At 68.5% G+C, this 13,969-nt stretch carries 15 protein-coding genes and 3 tRNA genes; 6 read left to right on the forward strand and 12 right to left on the reverse strand.

Annotation, left to right across the window (positions count from 1 at the left end; all coding sequences use genetic code 11):
- Positions 1-42: 42 nt before the first annotated feature.
- The 10 genes from ACLFA2_RS05135 to hpt all read right to left on the reverse strand — a co-directional run bounded on the left by ACLFA2_RS05135 (position 43) and on the right by hpt (position 8,724).
- Positions 43-735 (reverse strand): DUF2520 domain-containing protein, encoded by a 693-nt coding sequence (locus ACLFA2_RS05135; RefSeq protein WP_167254691.1) that lies wholly within the window; start codon positions 733-735, stop codon positions 43-45.
- On the reverse strand, positions 725-2,707 hold the full coding sequence (locus tag ACLFA2_RS05140; RefSeq protein WP_426622150.1) for a PH domain-containing protein: 1,983 nt from the start codon (positions 2,705-2,707) through the stop codon (positions 725-727). The genes ACLFA2_RS05135 and ACLFA2_RS05140 overlap by 11 nt, the downstream gene beginning before the upstream one ends.
- Complete coding sequence (locus ACLFA2_RS05145; RefSeq protein WP_347124799.1) at positions 2,704-3,285, reverse strand: PH domain-containing protein; 582 nt, start codon at positions 3,283-3,285, stop codon at positions 2,704-2,706. Before ACLFA2_RS05145 ends, ACLFA2_RS05140 begins: the two co-directional genes overlap by 4 nt.
- On the reverse strand, positions 3,236-3,718 hold the full coding sequence (locus tag ACLFA2_RS05150; RefSeq protein ID WP_021198199.1) for a DUF3180 domain-containing protein: 483 nt from the start codon (positions 3,716-3,718) through the stop codon (positions 3,236-3,238). The genes ACLFA2_RS05145 and ACLFA2_RS05150 overlap by 50 nt, the downstream gene beginning before the upstream one ends.
- Positions 3,715-4,254 carry a 2-amino-4-hydroxy-6-hydroxymethyldihydropteridine diphosphokinase gene (gene folK / locus ACLFA2_RS05155; protein ID WP_347124796.1) on the reverse strand — a complete coding sequence of 180 codons (540 nt, stop codon included), beginning with the start codon at positions 4,252-4,254 and terminating at the stop codon, positions 3,715-3,717. The genes ACLFA2_RS05150 and folK overlap by 4 nt, the downstream gene beginning before the upstream one ends.
- Positions 4,251-4,646: a dihydroneopterin aldolase gene (folB, locus tag ACLFA2_RS05160; protein WP_347124794.1), complete on the reverse strand. Its 396-nt coding sequence runs from the start codon at positions 4,644-4,646 to the stop codon at positions 4,251-4,253. The genes folK and folB overlap by 4 nt, the downstream gene beginning before the upstream one ends.
- A 33-nt stretch (positions 4,647-4,679) precedes the next feature.
- A complete protein-coding gene (gene folP, locus ACLFA2_RS05165) occupies positions 4,680-5,489 on the reverse strand; it encodes a dihydropteroate synthase (protein ID WP_021198202.1) in 810 nt (269 codons plus the stop codon).
- A complete protein-coding gene (folE, locus tag ACLFA2_RS05170) occupies positions 5,489-6,097 on the reverse strand; it encodes a GTP cyclohydrolase I FolE (RefSeq protein ID WP_167254695.1) in 609 nt (202 codons plus the stop codon). The genes folP and folE overlap by 1 nt, the downstream gene beginning before the upstream one ends.
- 1 nt (position 6,098) lies before the next feature.
- The gene (gene ftsH / locus ACLFA2_RS05175) at positions 6,099-8,099 is read right to left on the reverse strand and encodes an ATP-dependent zinc metalloprotease FtsH (protein ID WP_426622151.1); all 2,001 of its coding nucleotides are present in this window, start codon (positions 8,097-8,099) and stop codon (positions 6,099-6,101) included.
- Positions 8,100-8,172: 73 nt separating this feature from the next.
- On the reverse strand, positions 8,173-8,724 hold the full coding sequence (hpt, locus tag ACLFA2_RS05180; RefSeq protein WP_021198722.1) for a hypoxanthine phosphoribosyltransferase: 552 nt from the start codon (positions 8,722-8,724) through the stop codon (positions 8,173-8,175).
- Between the two features lie 131 nt (positions 8,725-8,855).
- Between hpt and ACLFA2_RS05185 the strand changes: the two genes are divergently transcribed.
- Positions 8,856-9,455, forward strand: coding sequence for a DUF937 domain-containing protein (locus ACLFA2_RS05185; protein WP_292765025.1), 600 nt, complete (start codon positions 8,856-8,858; stop codon positions 9,453-9,455).
- Between the two features lie 65 nt (positions 9,456-9,520).
- Here the strand turns inward: ACLFA2_RS05185 and tilS are convergent, their stop codons facing one another.
- Complete coding sequence (gene tilS, locus ACLFA2_RS05190; RefSeq protein WP_426622152.1) at positions 9,521-10,513, reverse strand: tRNA lysidine(34) synthetase TilS; 993 nt, start codon at positions 10,511-10,513, stop codon at positions 9,521-9,523.
- A 90-nt stretch (positions 10,514-10,603) separates the two neighbouring features.
- Between tilS and ACLFA2_RS05195 the strand changes: the two genes are divergently transcribed.
- Positions 10,604-11,269, forward strand: coding sequence for a TMEM175 family protein (locus ACLFA2_RS05195; RefSeq protein WP_426622153.1), 666 nt, complete (start codon positions 10,604-10,606; stop codon positions 11,267-11,269).
- 97 nt (positions 11,270-11,366) lie between these two features.
- Positions 11,367-11,858, forward strand: coding sequence for an inorganic diphosphatase (locus ACLFA2_RS05200; RefSeq protein ID WP_426622154.1), 492 nt, complete (start codon positions 11,367-11,369; stop codon positions 11,856-11,858).
- Between the two features lie 76 nt (positions 11,859-11,934).
- On the opposite strand, the gene ACLFA2_RS05205 is transcribed toward ACLFA2_RS05200, so the two are convergent.
- Positions 11,935-13,308 (reverse strand): M23 family metallopeptidase, encoded by a 1,374-nt coding sequence (locus tag ACLFA2_RS05205; RefSeq protein WP_029259656.1) that lies wholly within the window; start codon positions 13,306-13,308, stop codon positions 11,935-11,937.
- A 210-nt stretch (positions 13,309-13,518) separates the two neighbouring features.
- Here ACLFA2_RS05205 and ACLFA2_RS05210 point away from each other — a divergent pair.
- The 3 genes from ACLFA2_RS05210 to ACLFA2_RS05220 all read left to right on the forward strand — a co-directional run bounded on the left by ACLFA2_RS05210 (position 13,519) and on the right by ACLFA2_RS05220 (position 13,836).
- Positions 13,519-13,591: transfer RNA gene (locus tag ACLFA2_RS05210), tRNA-Glu, on the forward strand.
- 29 nt (positions 13,592-13,620) lie between these two features.
- Positions 13,621-13,694, forward strand: a tRNA-Asp gene (locus ACLFA2_RS05215).
- A 69-nt stretch (positions 13,695-13,763) separates the two neighbouring features.
- Positions 13,764-13,836 (forward strand) — tRNA-Phe (locus ACLFA2_RS05220).
- Positions 13,837-13,969 lie beyond the last annotated feature (133 nt).

Raw genomic sequence — 13,969 nt, forward strand, 5'->3', positions numbered from 1 at the left:
GTCCCACTGGCGCCCGCATCCGGGGTACCGCCGCGAAACGGTTCAGATCAGCGGCGGAGCGTCCGAGGCTTCGCGCAGTGCCCTCTCGACGGTCGACTGCACGAGGGCCGAGAGGTAGCCGCCGGGGTTCTCCACGCCGATCTCCCGCAGTCGCGCGGTCGACTGTCCGATGATCGACCGCGAGAACTCGGTGGCTGTGGCGATGGCATCGGCGTAGGCGGGACGATCTGCCTCCGCGATCACGACGGGCTCGCATCCCATCTCCACGGCGAGGGCCTGGGCGATCGGCAGCACGGCGACCGGAGCGGTCACCGCGGCGAACCCGGCATGCAGCTGCCGAAGGTCGATCGACGTCCCTGTGAAGGTGATCGCGGGATGCACGGCGAGGGGGATCGCCCCGCGTTCGGCTGCCGGGCGCAGCACGTCGATGCCGTAGCCGGGGTCGGTGTGCAGCACGAGCTGGCCGATCTGCCAGCCGCCCACCTCGGCGATGCCCGCGACGAGCGACGGCAGCTGCTCGCTGGGTACCGCGATGATCACGAGCTCGGCGCGACGCACGACCTCCAGGGCATCGAGAACCGGCACATCCGGCAGCACGGCCGAGGCGCGTTCGTCGTCGGATCCGCTGGTGATCCCGATCACGGCATGTCCTGCACCGCCGAGCGCCGCCCCGACGACCGGCCCTACGCGCCCTGCCCCGATGATGCCGACGCCGAGGCGTCCGTCACGCGCCATCGTCGCGCCTCGTCCGCCGGAGCAGCGGGGGTGCGGGAGGAGCTGCCGGCGGAGCAGCCGGGACGTTCGGAGGCACCTGCGGACCCTCCGGAGCGTTCTCCGCGGGCGCTGCCGGTACACCCGAAGGCGGTCCCACCGGAGATGCCGGCGGAAGCACCGGAAGCACCGGAGGCGCCGGCGTGTCGACCGGTGGTGCAGGCGGCGATACGGGCGGGGCGGGCGGCCCTGCCTGTCCGGGGACCGGGAAGACCGGCGGCGGGCCGGTGTACGCCGGCGGGGCCGGAGGCGCTGCGACGGGAATCTCCGTCGCGTGCGCACTCCAGCGGTGGGTGGTGTCGCGAGACGCCGCCTCCGCTGCCGCACGGCTGACCTCGTCGACCAGAGCCAGCGCATCGGCACGTTCGAGACCCGAGAGGTACCCGGTGATCGGCCCGGGGACCGTGTGCACCTGTGCGCCGGAAACCCGCTGGTGCCGGTCGATCGGCCCCTGGCTGAGCGAGACCCCCTGCAGACGTGCCAGCGGGAACACGGCGAGCTTGCGCCAGACGTTTCCGCGGCGCAGCAGCAGACCGAAGTCGGCGACGAGGTAGCCGTGTCGCTTCCAGGAGAACGGACGCCGCCACGCTGCACGCCGTGGCATCGTCCGATACGCGTCGCCATCGGCGGGACCAACGACGCCCTGATCCCAGAGGAACGGGATGCTCTCCCCAGGAACGTCGGGGAGCACCAGCGCGAGCACGCGTTCGACATCGGCGCGTTTGCCGACGGGCAGCACCACGTTGAACTGCTGTCCGCTTCCCGACGACTGCTGGGCTGCGCTCTTGCCGCTCATACGGTTGATCTTGATCGTCCACCACCCGAACGGGCGCCACAGCAGCGACTGCGACACCTCCACCGCGAAGATGCGTCCCGGCGGGAGCGTCTCGGTCACGGTCGTGAGAAGACCGTAGGTGATGCGCACGCCGTCAGGAGTCGGAGCGATCGAGTAGCGCAGCGACTTCGAGATCTGCGCCCAGGTGATACCGACCACGGCGATGACCATGGGGACGCCCATGCCGAGACCCAGCCCGAGGAGGACGAAACCTCCATCCGAGTTGCCATCGGCCAGCATCCCGATCAACGCGCTGCCGATCGCGATCGCGAAGATCGCTCCGAAGAAGACGAACCACAGCAGCCCGGAGATCAGCTGCGAGCCCACAAGCCGGCCGGTCGGGATCTTCACGACGCTCTCGGGGACGACATCGGCGAGGTCGACGCCGGAGATGAGGCCGTTGACACCCGCGTTCATCGAACCGACCAGCTGCGCCCGGGCGGATGTCGGACCGGGTGCGGCCGACGTTGCCGCCGGGTTCAGAGCGGCGTCGCGCGCCGCGCGAGCACCGGATGCCAGACGCAGGATGTCGGCACGCACCGACTCCGCGCGGGGCGTCGCGAGGTATTCGAGCTCGACGTTCGCGTCATTGCCGGCTCCGACCACCTCGAGCTTCGCGAGACCGATGATGCGGGCGGGGAATGGGCGTGTCAGGTTCACGCCCTGCACGCGGTCGAGAGGTGCGCGGCGGTGCGAGCGGAAAATGATTCCCTTGCGGACCTCGACGTGATCGCCGGTGATCCGGAACTGCTGGAAGCGCCAGACGAACCAGAAGATCAGCACCAGCACGATCACGAGCCCGAGCACGCTGAGGAGCGCGACCAGGATCAGGTTGTTCGAGAGCACCCAATCGACAGGATCGGCACCGGCGTAGTCGCCGTAGTGCGCTTCTTCGGGCGTGAAGATGCCCACGGCCCAGGTGATCAGGCGATCCCGCATGTTCGCGATGACGATACCCGCGATGATGATCAGCGCGAGCCCGCCCTTGAAGAGCGGGGTGAGGGGGTGCATGCGGTGCCACTCACCGTTCGCGAGCGTCGTGGAACCCTCCTCGACGGGCAGCGGCGCGCTCGGCGCGAAAGGGGGCTGCTGCTCGCTCACAGGCCGGTCCGACGGGTCTCGGCTACCTGGATGAGGGTGTCGCGCAGCGCCTCGGCCGCACCCTGCGTCAGACCGGGGATCTGCACGCCGGTCGTTGCGGCGGCCGTGACCATCTTGAGTTGGGCGATGCCGAACGCGCGGTCGAGCGGCCCCTGCGTGATGTCGACCAGCTGCATGCGACCGTAGGGGACGGCGATCATGCGCTGCCACAGGATGCCCTTGCGGAAGACGATGTCGTCGGCGCGGAGCATGTAGCCGATCGCCTTCGCCTGGCGCGGCAGGATGATGAGGGCGAACACGGTGATGAGCAGGATGATCCCGGCGGGGATCCACACCCACTGCTGATGCAGCACCACGTTCAGCACGACGGCGGCGATCGCGACGATCGCGATGAAGATCACGTTCTGCACGATCTGCGACACGACATAGCGCGGCGAGATCTGGTGCCACGTGCCGTCGAGTTCGAGGCGGGCCTCGTTGCGTGCCGTGCGCAGCTGGGTGTACGTCCCCCTGTCGAGGGCGTCGAGGTCAGTGCCCTCCGCCGGGTTCAGGGGCGCGGTCTCTGGGTTCTGAGTCATCAGGATCCTTCGGCAGGGTGCAGAACTGCTCGGCGACGAGCGCGGCGATCACGAGGACGATCGCGCTTCCGATCAGGGCCAGCATGGCCACAGTCGACCCTACCTGCGGAATGACGGGACGTGACAGGAGGAACACGAGCAGCCCGGCTCCGAACCCGGCCATGATCGCGCCGAGCAGACTCGAGGCCCGCGCGAGTGTCGCCGCTCTGAGTGCGCGGAAGGGATCGATGCGGATGCCCGACCGCACGCTGCGCCGCACCGGCCAGGCGACCCCGAGGGAGGCTGCGCCGATCAGCAGGAGGAGCACCGGAAGCAGGAGCGAGGGGGTGAACGTGACACGTCCCGATGCCGTCAACAGGTGATCGAGCAGGAACCCGCCCCCGCCGGCGAGCAGTGCGAGGACGACGAGCACGCCCGCAGAGGTGCGTCTCATCCCTCGCTCCGGGCCCGCAGTTCCGCCACGAGGTCGGCGACTCTGCCCCGGCCGAGCAGCACCGCGTCCTGGTCGACATCCAGCCACGGTTCGAGCACGAAGAGGCGTTCGGCAGCGCGCGGATGCGGCAGCTGCAGACGCGGTTCGTCGGAGATGACCTCGCCGTACGCGATCAGGTCGAGGTCGAGCGTGCGGTCGCCCCAGCGCTCCCGTCGCTCTCGGCCGTTCTCGTCCTCGATGGCGTGCAGCATCCCGAGAAGGATCTCGGGAGCGAGGCGCGTGGTCACCAGAGCCACGGCGTTGACGTAGCCGGGTGCCTCGGGATCGGGCCCGTCGAGCCGAAGGGCGACGGTCTCGAACAACCGGGAGAGGCGCACCTCGCTGACCAGCGGGAGCCGCGCGATCCTCTCGGCGGCCGCCCTGATCGTGTCGTGGCGGTCGCCGAGGTTCGCGCCGAGGGCGACGACCGCGGTGGTCTCCGGACGTCCGGGACGAGGCGCGGGCATGTCGGGCGGGTTCGCGAGGTTGCGGCTCATACGATCGTGTCCTCCAGCGCGTCAGGCGTTCGGCGGCGATGCACGGTGACCGCCACATCGGTGAAGTCCAGCGCGATCGGCGCATGCGGCTTGTGCACGGTCACGACGACGTCCTGCACCCGACGGTCTTCGAGACCGACGGCGGCGATCCTCTCGGCGAGCGTCTCGATCAGGTTCACCGGTTCCCCGGCCACGACCGCGGCCACCTTCTCGGCGAGCTCTCCGTAGTGCACGGTGTCCCTCACGTCGTCGGAGACGGCAGCCTGCGCGAGCGACAACCGCAGACGAAGATCGATCGTGAACTCCTGCCCGTCGCGGCGTTCGTGCTCGAAGACACCATGACGACCGAAGACGGTCAGACCGGTGAGGACGATCTCGTCGAGGGACTCCATGCTTCTAGCGTACGGGGCCACCCCGATGCGCCCTCAGCCTTCCCAGGCGTGCGCGATCGCGAGGGCGTCGCGCGTGCTCGCCACATCATGCACACGCACGGCCCAGACTCCGGCCCTGACCGCGAGAGCACTGGTCACAGCGGTAGCGAGGTCGCGTCGAGACTCCGACACGTCACCGTCGCTCTCGGCTTCCCGGCGCAGTGCTTCGGCGAGGAACCGCTTGCGCGATGTGCCGATGAGCACGCGCGGCCCGAGGGCGACGATCTCGTCGAGCCCCCGCAGCACCTCCCAGTTCTGCGCGCCCGCCTTGGCGAACCCGATACCCGGGTCGACGATCAGGCGCGATGGGGCGATTCCGGAGGCCGCCGCCTCGCCGATGCGCTCCTGCAGCTCCCCCGCGACCTCGCGGGCGACGCGACGGTACTCGGCGTTCGCGTACATGTCGGCGGAGAAGCCACGCCAATGACCGATCGCGAAATCGGCCCCGGACTCCGCGACGGCCGCGCGCATCTCGGGATCGGCGAGCCCTCCGGAGACGTCGTTCACGATCCTGGCGCCCGCCCGCACGGCCGCAGCCGCCGTCGATGCGCTGAGCGTGTCGATGCTCACGGGAACACCCGCGGCAGCGAGCTGTTCGATCACGGGGATGACGCGCTGCTGTTCGGCCTCGTCGCCGACGCGGTCGGCGCCCGGCCTGGTCGATTCTCCGCCCACATCGAGCACAGCCGCACCCTCGGCTCGCAGTCGCAGTCCGTGGGCGACCGCGCGATCGACGTCGAGATAGCGTCCGCCATCGCTGAACGAATCGGGCGTCACGTTGACGATGCCCCAGATCCCGGTCATCAGCGCGCCGCACCCCCGAGAGGCACCGACGCGCCGATCAGGGTGATGAGCTCCGCTCGGGCGACGGCGTCCGTGTACTCTCCGCGCGCCGCGATAGTGAGCGTCGATGCCTCGGTCTGCCGCCCGCCGCGCATCGTGACGCACCCGTGTGCCGCATCGAGCACGACCAGCACCCCGCGGGTGTCGAGGTGCTCTGCGATCGTGTCGGCGATCTGCTCCCCGAGGCGCTCCTGCACTTGAGGACGTGCCGCGAGGATCTCGACGACGCGCACCAGCGCTCCGAGCCCCACGACCTGCTCCCCGGGGAGGTAGGCGATATGCGCATGACCGGCGAAGGGCAGCAGATGGTGCTCGCAGACGGAGCGGAAGCGGATGTCGCGCAGCAGCACGGCTCCGGAGGGCAGGGTATCCGGTGCGGGGCCGCGGGAGACGCTGATGGTGCGCGCCAGCGGCTCGGCCGGGTCTTCGCCGACGCCCGAGAAGAACTCGGAGTACAGCTCGCCCATCCGCATCGGGGTCTGTTTCAGCCCTGGCCGGTCCGGGTCCTCGCCGATCGCTTCGAGCAGCTCCCTCGTGAGCCGCTCGACGCGCTGCCTGTCGACGGTCACGTCACGCCGTCGCGGGCCGCGGGTGCCCGGCTCCCGCCGAACCCTGCTGCGTGCGCGGCGTTCCGGCCGGAGCCTCCACGGATGCCGCAAGCGAGACGTCCTTCTTCGGCACCTCGATCGGAGGACGCTCGGACACCGGGCGCCCTTCGCTCGACAGCCACAGCGGGCGCTCGGGAAGCTTCTTGATCTCGGTGAAGATCTCCGCGATCTGATTGTGGTCGAGGGTCTCCTCCTCGAGCAGCGCCAAAGCGAGCTTGTCGAGGATGTCGCGGTTCTCGCTGATGACCTCGTACGCCTCGTTGTGCGCCTGTTCGATGAGGGCACGCACCTCGGCGTCCACCCGCTCCGCGACCTTCTCCGAATACTCGCGACCGCGTCCCATGTCGCGTGCCACGAACATGTCGCCGCCCTCGGTGCCCAGCTTGACCGGTCCGACCTGCGTGGTCATGCCGTACTCGATGACCATCTTGCGCGCGATCGAGGTCGCCTTCTCGATGTCGTTCGAGGCACCTGTGGTGGGGTCGTGGAACACGATCTCCTCCGCGACGCGGCCCCCCATGGCGTAGGTCAGCTGGTCCTGGAGCTCGTTTCGGGTGACCGAGTACTTGTCGTCCAGCGGCAGCACCATCGTGTAGCCGAGAGCCTTGCCACGGGGCAGGATCGTGATCTTGGTCACGGGGTCGGTGTAGTTCATCGCCGCCGCCGCGAGCGCGTGGCCGCCCTCGTGGTAAGCCGTGATCAGCTTCTCCTTGTCGCGCATCACACGGGTGCGTCGCTGCGGACCCGCGATCACGCGGTCGATGGCCTCGTCGAGAGCACGGTTGTCGACCAGCTGCGCGTTCGAGCGCGCGGTGAGCAGCGCGGCCTCGTTGAGCACGTTGGCGAGATCTGCGCCGGTGAAACCGGGGGTCTTGCGGGCGACGACTTCGAGGTCGACGCTCTTCGCGAGGGGCTTGCCCTTGCTGTGCACCTCGAGGATCTTCTGTCGGCCCTTGAGGTCGGGCGCGTCCACGCCGATCTGACGGTCGAAGCGACCGGGGCGCAGCAGCGCGGGGTCGAGGATGTCGGGACGGTTGGTCGCCGCGATCACGATGACGTTCGCGTTCGGGTCGAAGCCGTCCATCTCGACCAGCATCTGGTTGAGGGTCTGCTCGCGCTCATCGTTGCCGCCGCCCATACCGGCGCCGCGGTGACGGCCGACGGCGTCGATCTCGTCGATGAAGATGATGGCGGGCGCATTCTCCTTGGCCTGGCCGAAGAGGTCGCGCACGCGAGAGGCGCCGACGCCGACGAACATCTCGACGAAGTCGGAACCGGAGATGGAGTAGAACGGGGCGCCTGCCTCGCCGGCGACGGCGCGGGCGAGGAGCGTCTTGCCGGTTCCGGGAGGGCCGTACAGCAGCACGCCCTTCGGGATGCGGGCGCCGATGGCCTGGAACTTCGCGGGGTCCTGGAGGAACTCCTTGATCTCATGGAGTTCTTCGATGGCCTCGTCGGCACCGGCGACATCGGCGAAGGTGACCGTGGGGGTCTCCTTGTTGACGAGCTTGGCCTTGGACTTGCCAAACTGCATGACCTTGCCGCCGCCACCCTGCATGGACGACAGGAGCCACCAGAACAGCAGGCCGAGCAGCACCAGCGGAAGAAGGAGCGAGAGGAAGCCGTCGAACCAGGTCGCACGAGGAACGGCGTCGTTGAAGCCGTCCTTCGGAGCCGCCTCGTTGATCGCGCTGACCACCTCGTCGGCGCGGGCGTCGACGTAGTAGAACTGCACGTCCTCCGAGCCCTTGAAGGGCTTCGAGAGCGTCATGTCCACGCGCTGGTCGCCGTCGGTGTTCACGACCTTGGCGACCGTCGTGCCGGAGAGCAGCTTGAGCCCCTCCTGCGTCGTGATCTGCTTGGGCGCGCCCAGATTCGAGATCAGCAGGAAACCGCCGAACAGGAGCACGCCGATCAGCGCGACGTAGATCAGCGGATTCCGGGTGAGCTTCTTCACATCCATGATCGGATCAGCGTATCGCGCGCGCCCTAGGGGGTCGCTGTGCGTTCACCCACGGCGTAGCGCGTCGCGGTCGTCAGCTGTAGACGTGCGGAGCGAGCACCGCGACGTCGCGCAGGTTGCGGTAGCGCTCGTCGTAGTCGAGGCCGTATCCGACGACGAAATCGGTCGGGATGTCGAACCCGACGTACTTGCAGTCGATGACGACCTTCGCGGCCTCGGGCTTGCGCAGGAGGGCGAGCACCTCGATCGACTCGGCTCCGCGGGATCCGAAGTTCTCCAGCAGCCAGCTGAGGGTCAGGCCCGAATCGATGACGTCCTCGACGATGAGCACATGCTTGCCGTTCAGGTCGGTGTCGAGGTCCTTGCGGATCTGCACGACACCGCTGGACTTGGTGCTCGCACCGTAGCTCGAGACCGCCATCCAGTCCATCGGCGCGTGGAAGGGCAATGCCCTGGCGAAGTCGGCCATCACCATCACCGCGCCCTTGAGGACGCCGACGAGGACGAGGTCCTTGCCCGCATAGTCCTCTGCGACCTGTGCCGCGAGTTCGTCGAGCTTGGCGAGGATCTGCTCCTCTGTGACGAGAATGCTGGTGAGGTCGTCCTGGATTTCCGCGGCGCGCATGGATCGATTTTAGGCGACGCGATCGGATGCTCGGTCCCGGTGGGTCGGCCGGGAAGGCATCTCCCCCTCCCGCGCCATCCGCACTACTGTGAGCGGTGATGTGGGCGGACGCCCCGACGGAAGGATTCTCCATGGCTCTTGACGACATCCTCAGGCAGGTGCCGATCGACGACATCGCCGAGAAGCTGGGCGTCTCGCGGGACGAGGCCAAGGTCGCGGTCGAGCAGGGCGGTGCGGTGCTGCTCGGCGGGCTCGCGCAGAACGCCCGGACCGACGAGGGCTCGGCCGCGATCCAGAACGCGCTGAAGAAGCACGAGGGCAGCGCCGGCGCCGCGAAGGTCGACGACATCGATCAGGCCGACGGCGGCAAGATCGTCGCGCACATTCTCGGTTCGAAGGAGAAGGAGGTCACGAAGGAGCTCACCGAGTCGAAGGCGACCCCCGGCATCGACTTCGGCAAGCTCCTGCCGATCCTCGCCCCCATCGTGATGGGTCTCATCGCGAACGCGAGCAAGGACAAGGCCGCGAAGGCGGATGCCGGCGCGGAGAGCTCGGGAGGCATCGGTGACCTCATCGGGGGCATCCTCGGTGGCGGCGACAAGGGCGGCTCCTCCGGCGGCGGCATCGGCGACGTGATCGGCGGGTTGCTGGGCGGTGGCAACAACGGCTCCGCCGGCGGCGGCATCGACCTCGGAGGGATCCTCGGCGGCCTCTTCGGCGGCAAGAAGTAGAGAGCTTCCGCGCTGAGCGCGTTTCGTCTCGCGAAGACGCCACAGGCGCCCGAGACGAAACGCGCTCAGCGACCGGATGCCGTGAAGACGATGCGGCCGCCCTGTCGCACGACCGAGCACTCGGGGAGGTCGATCGGTCCCTGGCCGCTCCAGTCGGTCACCAGTCGCGCGACCTCGATGGTCTGCACCCGCGTCAAGCTCACCCCGAACTCGCTGTCGACGACGAGGCGGATGATCCTGTTGCGCAGCGCCGCCGGGTTCGCGGCGAGCGCCGCCACGCTGACCGAGATGCCCGCCTCCGCGTGCTCGACGATGTCCTCGATGGTCTCGTGGATCATCTCGTCGAACGCCTCCGCGTCCTCCCGCAGCTGCTCTGCCGTGCGGGCGAGGGCCTCGGCGATGCCGGGACCGAGCTCGGCCTCGATCACGGGGAGCACGCGCTCGCGCACCCGGACCCTCGCGTAGCGGCCATCGATGTTGTGCGGGTCATCCCAGGGGTCGAGGGCCGATGCCGCGCAGAATGCCCGCGTCGTCTCCCGGCGCACCCCGAGCAAGGGGCGTACCCACCGCACGCCGTCGTCGTCCTCCCGCACCGGCGCCATCCCCTGCAAGCTCGCGGCGCCGGAGCCGCGGGCGAGTCCGAGGAGCACTGTCTCCGCCTGGTCGTCGAGGGTGTGCCCGAGCAGCACCGCGGCGGCACCGACATCGATGGCCGCATCGCGAAGAACGCCGTAGCGGGCATCGCGAGCAGCGGCTTCGGGCCCTCCCTCTCCGGCGACGTCGACGCGCACGATCAGGGGGTCGAGGCCCAGCTCGGCTGCCGTACGCGCTGCGCCGGAGGCGACCTCCGCGGAATCGTCCTGCAGGCCGTGATCGACCGTCAACGACGCCGCACGGATACCGAGCTTGGGTGCTTCGAAGGCGGTGGCCGCGGCGAGCGCGAGCGAGTCCGCGCCGCCAGAGAGGGCGACGATGACCGTCGATCCTTCGGGGAGTTCGGCGAGCGCTGTGCGCACGGCGAGGCGGATCTCGGCGATGGCGGGAGGAAGTGACGGCACCCGTCCACGCTAGGGCACTCCCCTGCCCGGCGCTCCTCCCATCCGCGTGCGCACGGCGACGCGGCGCTGTGGCGGGGCTATCCTGACGCCGTGACCGACAACACGCGTACACGTCCGTTCCGGACCGAGAGGTTCAAGGCATTCGTCGACGCCGTCGTGGCGATCGCCATGACGCTGCTCATCCTGCCCCTCATGGAGTCGGTCTCCGAGGCCGCATCCGGCCACATGAGCACGTCCGAGTTCCTGGACGAGCATTCGGGGCAGCTGCTGAGCTTCGGGCTGAGCTTCCTCCTCATCGCCACGTTCTGGATGGGACACCACCGCCAGTACCGGGACGTGGAGCGGATCACCGGACCGCTGTTGTGGATAAACGTCGCGTGGATGGCCACGATCGTCTGGTTGCCGGTCCCCACCGCGATGATCGGCCAGATGGACACCGACGCGCTGCAGGCCGTGGTGTACATCGGCACGCTGATCATGACCCAGGTCACCACCCTCGCGGGCTGGCTCTATCTGGCGCGTCATCCCGAACTCGGCGAGGTGTCGACCGAGACCATCCGGTTGGGGGCGATCGGCGACCTCGCGGCGATCATCCTGTTCGCCGCCGCACTCGTCATCGCGGTCGCCGCCTCGCCGAACGGATACGCCGGTCTCTTCCTGCTGCTCCTGAGCGACCCGATGAGCCGACTGCTGAATCGTCTGTTCCGCAGACGATCGAATGACGACGACGTGCCGACCGTCGACGCAGGGTCCTGAGCACGCCGGGTCCTGAGCACGCCGCCCCCCGGGCGCGCGAGCGCCGCGGGTAGGCTAGTCCGCGGCATCCAACCGAACTTTCCTGAGGAGCACACGCATGGGCGCACACGACGCCGTCATCGAGATTCCGCGCGGCAGCCGCGTGAAGTACGAGGTCGACCACGAGACCGGACGAGTGCACCTCGACCGTGTGCTCTACACGACCTTCGGCTACCCGGCCGACTACGGCTACTTCGACAACACCCTCGGCGAGGATGGCGACCCGCTCGACGTGCTCGTGCTGCTCGACCACGCCATCTACCCCGGTGTCGTCGTCGAGGTCCGTCCGGTGGCCGTGCTGAAGATGAGCGATGAGGCCGGCGGAGACGACAAGCTCGTCGCCGTGCTCTCGAAGGACCCACGCTGGGCGCACATCCAGGACATCGACGACATCGCCGAGTACACGAAGAAGGAGATCTCGCACTTCTTCGAGCACTACAAGGACCTCGAGCCCAACAAGTGGGTCAAGGTCGACGAGTGGGGCAACGCCGTCGAGGCGCAGCGCATCCTCGACGAGGCCATCGTCCGCTTCGGCGAGCAGGGCCACTGACCCTCCGCCTGCACGAAGAAGACCCCCGGTTCCGCTCAGCGGCCGGGGGTCTTCTTCGTGCAGAGGTGAGAGCTGGTCAGGCGGAGACTCCGCGTGCCCCGAGGAAGGCCACGGGGTTCACGGGGCCACCGTTGACGTAGACCTCGAAGTGCAGGTGGCAACCGAACGAGCGGCCCGTGTTCCCCGCGTAGGCGATGACCTGACCGGAGCTGACGCTCTGCCCCCTGCGGACGAGGATGCCGCCGTCACGGATGTGGGCATAACCGGTTCCGACACCGCCGCCGTGCTGGATGCGGATGTAGTTGCCATAGCCGTCGTTGGGCCCCGCGTAATCGACCGTGCCCGAATTCGCAGCGTAGATGGGCGAGCCGCAGCCGTTGGCGAAGTCGGTGCCGTAGTGAAACGACGAGGAGCAGCCCTGAGAGCCGCACTGCACGGAACGGGGTCCGTATCCCGAACTCTTTCCTCCGCCGTGCGGGCGGCACCAGCCACCGCTGCCCTGGCTTCCGCCACCGCCACCACCACCGCCACCACCCGCAGCGGCTGCGGCCGCAGCCGCTGCGCGCTCGGCGGCTTCGCGTTCGCGACGGGCCTTCGCCTCGGCTTCGACACCGGCCTGGTAGCCGGCGACCGTCTGGGTGGTCGCGTCCTTGAGAGCGGCGAGCTGCGCCTGCATCGTGGCGAGGTTGGCCGACTGCTCGTCCAGAGCGGCCTGAGCCGCATCCGCCGCCTGCTGAGCCGCGACCATCTTCTCTTCGGCGACCTTCTGCAACCGGTCGCGCTCGTTCCGCGCGACGACGGCCTGATCGCTGAGGGACTGCGCGGAGTTGCGCGCCGCGACAGCCTTGTCGTAGACCGACTGGTTGTACTCGAGGAGCTTGTCCATCGTGCCCAGGCGCGCGAGCAGCTCATCGGCGTTGCTCGCCGACCCGGCGAAGAACAGCTCCATCGACGTGTCGTCGCCGCCGTTGCGGTAGAGCTGGGCGGCCACCTGGCCCGCCTTGCGCGCCGAGCTGTCGGCGACCCCCGCCTGTTCGTCGGCCTTCGCCTGCATGGAGTCGGCCTCGGTGGCCGCAGCGAAGTAAGCCTGCTGCGCGTCGTAGAACTCCTGGGACGCGACCTTGGCCGCGGCCTGGGTCTCGGCCACCTTCTGCGTGAGCGACTGGATCAGTCCCTCGATGCGCGAGACCTCCGCGGCCTTGGCCGCTTCATTGCTCTTCGCGCGCTGCACGTCGTCCCAGCTCGGGTACGTGGCGGCATAGGCGGCGGAGACGCCGTTGGTGATGCCGAACGCGCTCAGCGCGACGACGCCGAGCGCGCCGATGCCGAGGGCTCCACGACGGCTGATGCCGTTCTTGCCGAACGCACGGCGTTCGGTCGGGCTGGGCGCGCAGCCGCAGTCCTCGGACGCCGCAGCAACTGCAGCGTCCAGCGTGATCTTGTCGTTCACACGGCCCCTTCCGCCGGTTTCACAGTTGCCACACTAACAACAACCTTCACATCCGCACCAGGGGGCATGGCGGCGTCTTCGTCCACTCCCGACACGTCGATCGTGCCCCCGGAACACGCCCGGGTTGCGGCGCCGCGCCCTCGATTCGCGATTTGCCCGAAACATCCCTTATGCTTGAGCGTCGGCAAGGAAGTCCCCCGGGACTGACTCGGCCCCATCGTTTAGCGGCCTAGGACGCCGCCCTTTCACGGCGGTAGCACGGGTTCGAATCCCGTTGGGGTCACACCTTCCGATATAATTGAAAACAAGTATGGCCCTGTAGCGCAGTTGGTTAGCGTGCCGCCCTGTCACGGCGGAGGTCGCGGGTTCAAGTCCCGTCAGGGTCGCTCCGTGCGATGAGCTCTTTCTTCGGAGAGGGCTCTTCGTCTAGGACGCGACAGGTTCGCCGGTCGCGCGGCTCTGTAGCTCAGTTGGTAGAGCGTTCGACTGAAAATCGAAAGGTCACCGGATCGATGCCGGTCGGAGCCACACGGCTGATCATTACAATCAGCCCAGAAACCCTCGCCTAGCTTCTACATGGCGGGGGTTTTGCTTTTCCCTGGTGAGAGTCGGACCGAACCGCTCCGGACGGAACTCTCGACGTCCGCACGGTGCACGTCGT

Origin of the sequence: Microbacterium sp. As-52 (genome assembly GCF_049949185.1) — a bacterium.
GTDB lineage: Bacteria > Actinomycetota > Actinomycetes > Actinomycetales > Microbacteriaceae > Microbacterium > Microbacterium maritypicum_A.

Excerpts from the sequence above, each read along its gene's own strand:
- ACLFA2_RS05135 (WP_167254691.1), bottom strand. The coding sequence starts at position 735 with ATGGCGCGTGACGGACGCCTCGGCGTCGGCATCATCGGGGCAGGGCGC.
- ACLFA2_RS05145 (WP_347124799.1), bottom strand. The coding sequence starts at position 3,285 with ATGACTCAGAACCCAGAGACCGCGCCCCTGAACCCGGCGGAGGGCACT.
- ACLFA2_RS05150 (WP_021198199.1), bottom strand. The coding sequence starts at position 3,718 with ATGAGACGCACCTCTGCGGGCGTGCTCGTCGTCCTCGCACTGCTCGCC.
- folK (WP_347124796.1), bottom strand. The coding sequence starts at position 4,254 with ATGAGCCGCAACCTCGCGAACCCGCCCGACATGCCCGCGCCTCGTCCC.
- folB (WP_347124794.1), bottom strand. The coding sequence starts at position 4,646 with ATGGAGTCCCTCGACGAGATCGTCCTCACCGGTCTGACCGTCTTCGGT.
- folP (WP_021198202.1), bottom strand. The coding sequence starts at position 5,489 with ATGACCGGGATCTGGGGCATCGTCAACGTGACGCCCGATTCGTTCAGC.
- ftsH (WP_426622151.1), bottom strand. The coding sequence starts at position 8,099 with ATGGATGTGAAGAAGCTCACCCGGAATCCGCTGATCTACGTCGCGCTG.
- hpt (WP_021198722.1), bottom strand. The coding sequence starts at position 8,724 with ATGCGCGCCGCGGAAATCCAGGACGACCTCACCAGCATTCTCGTCACA.
- ACLFA2_RS05185 (WP_292765025.1), top strand. The coding sequence starts at position 8,856 with ATGGCTCTTGACGACATCCTCAGGCAGGTGCCGATCGACGACATCGCC.
- ACLFA2_RS05200 (WP_426622154.1), top strand. The coding sequence starts at position 11,367 with ATGGGCGCACACGACGCCGTCATCGAGATTCCGCGCGGCAGCCGCGTG.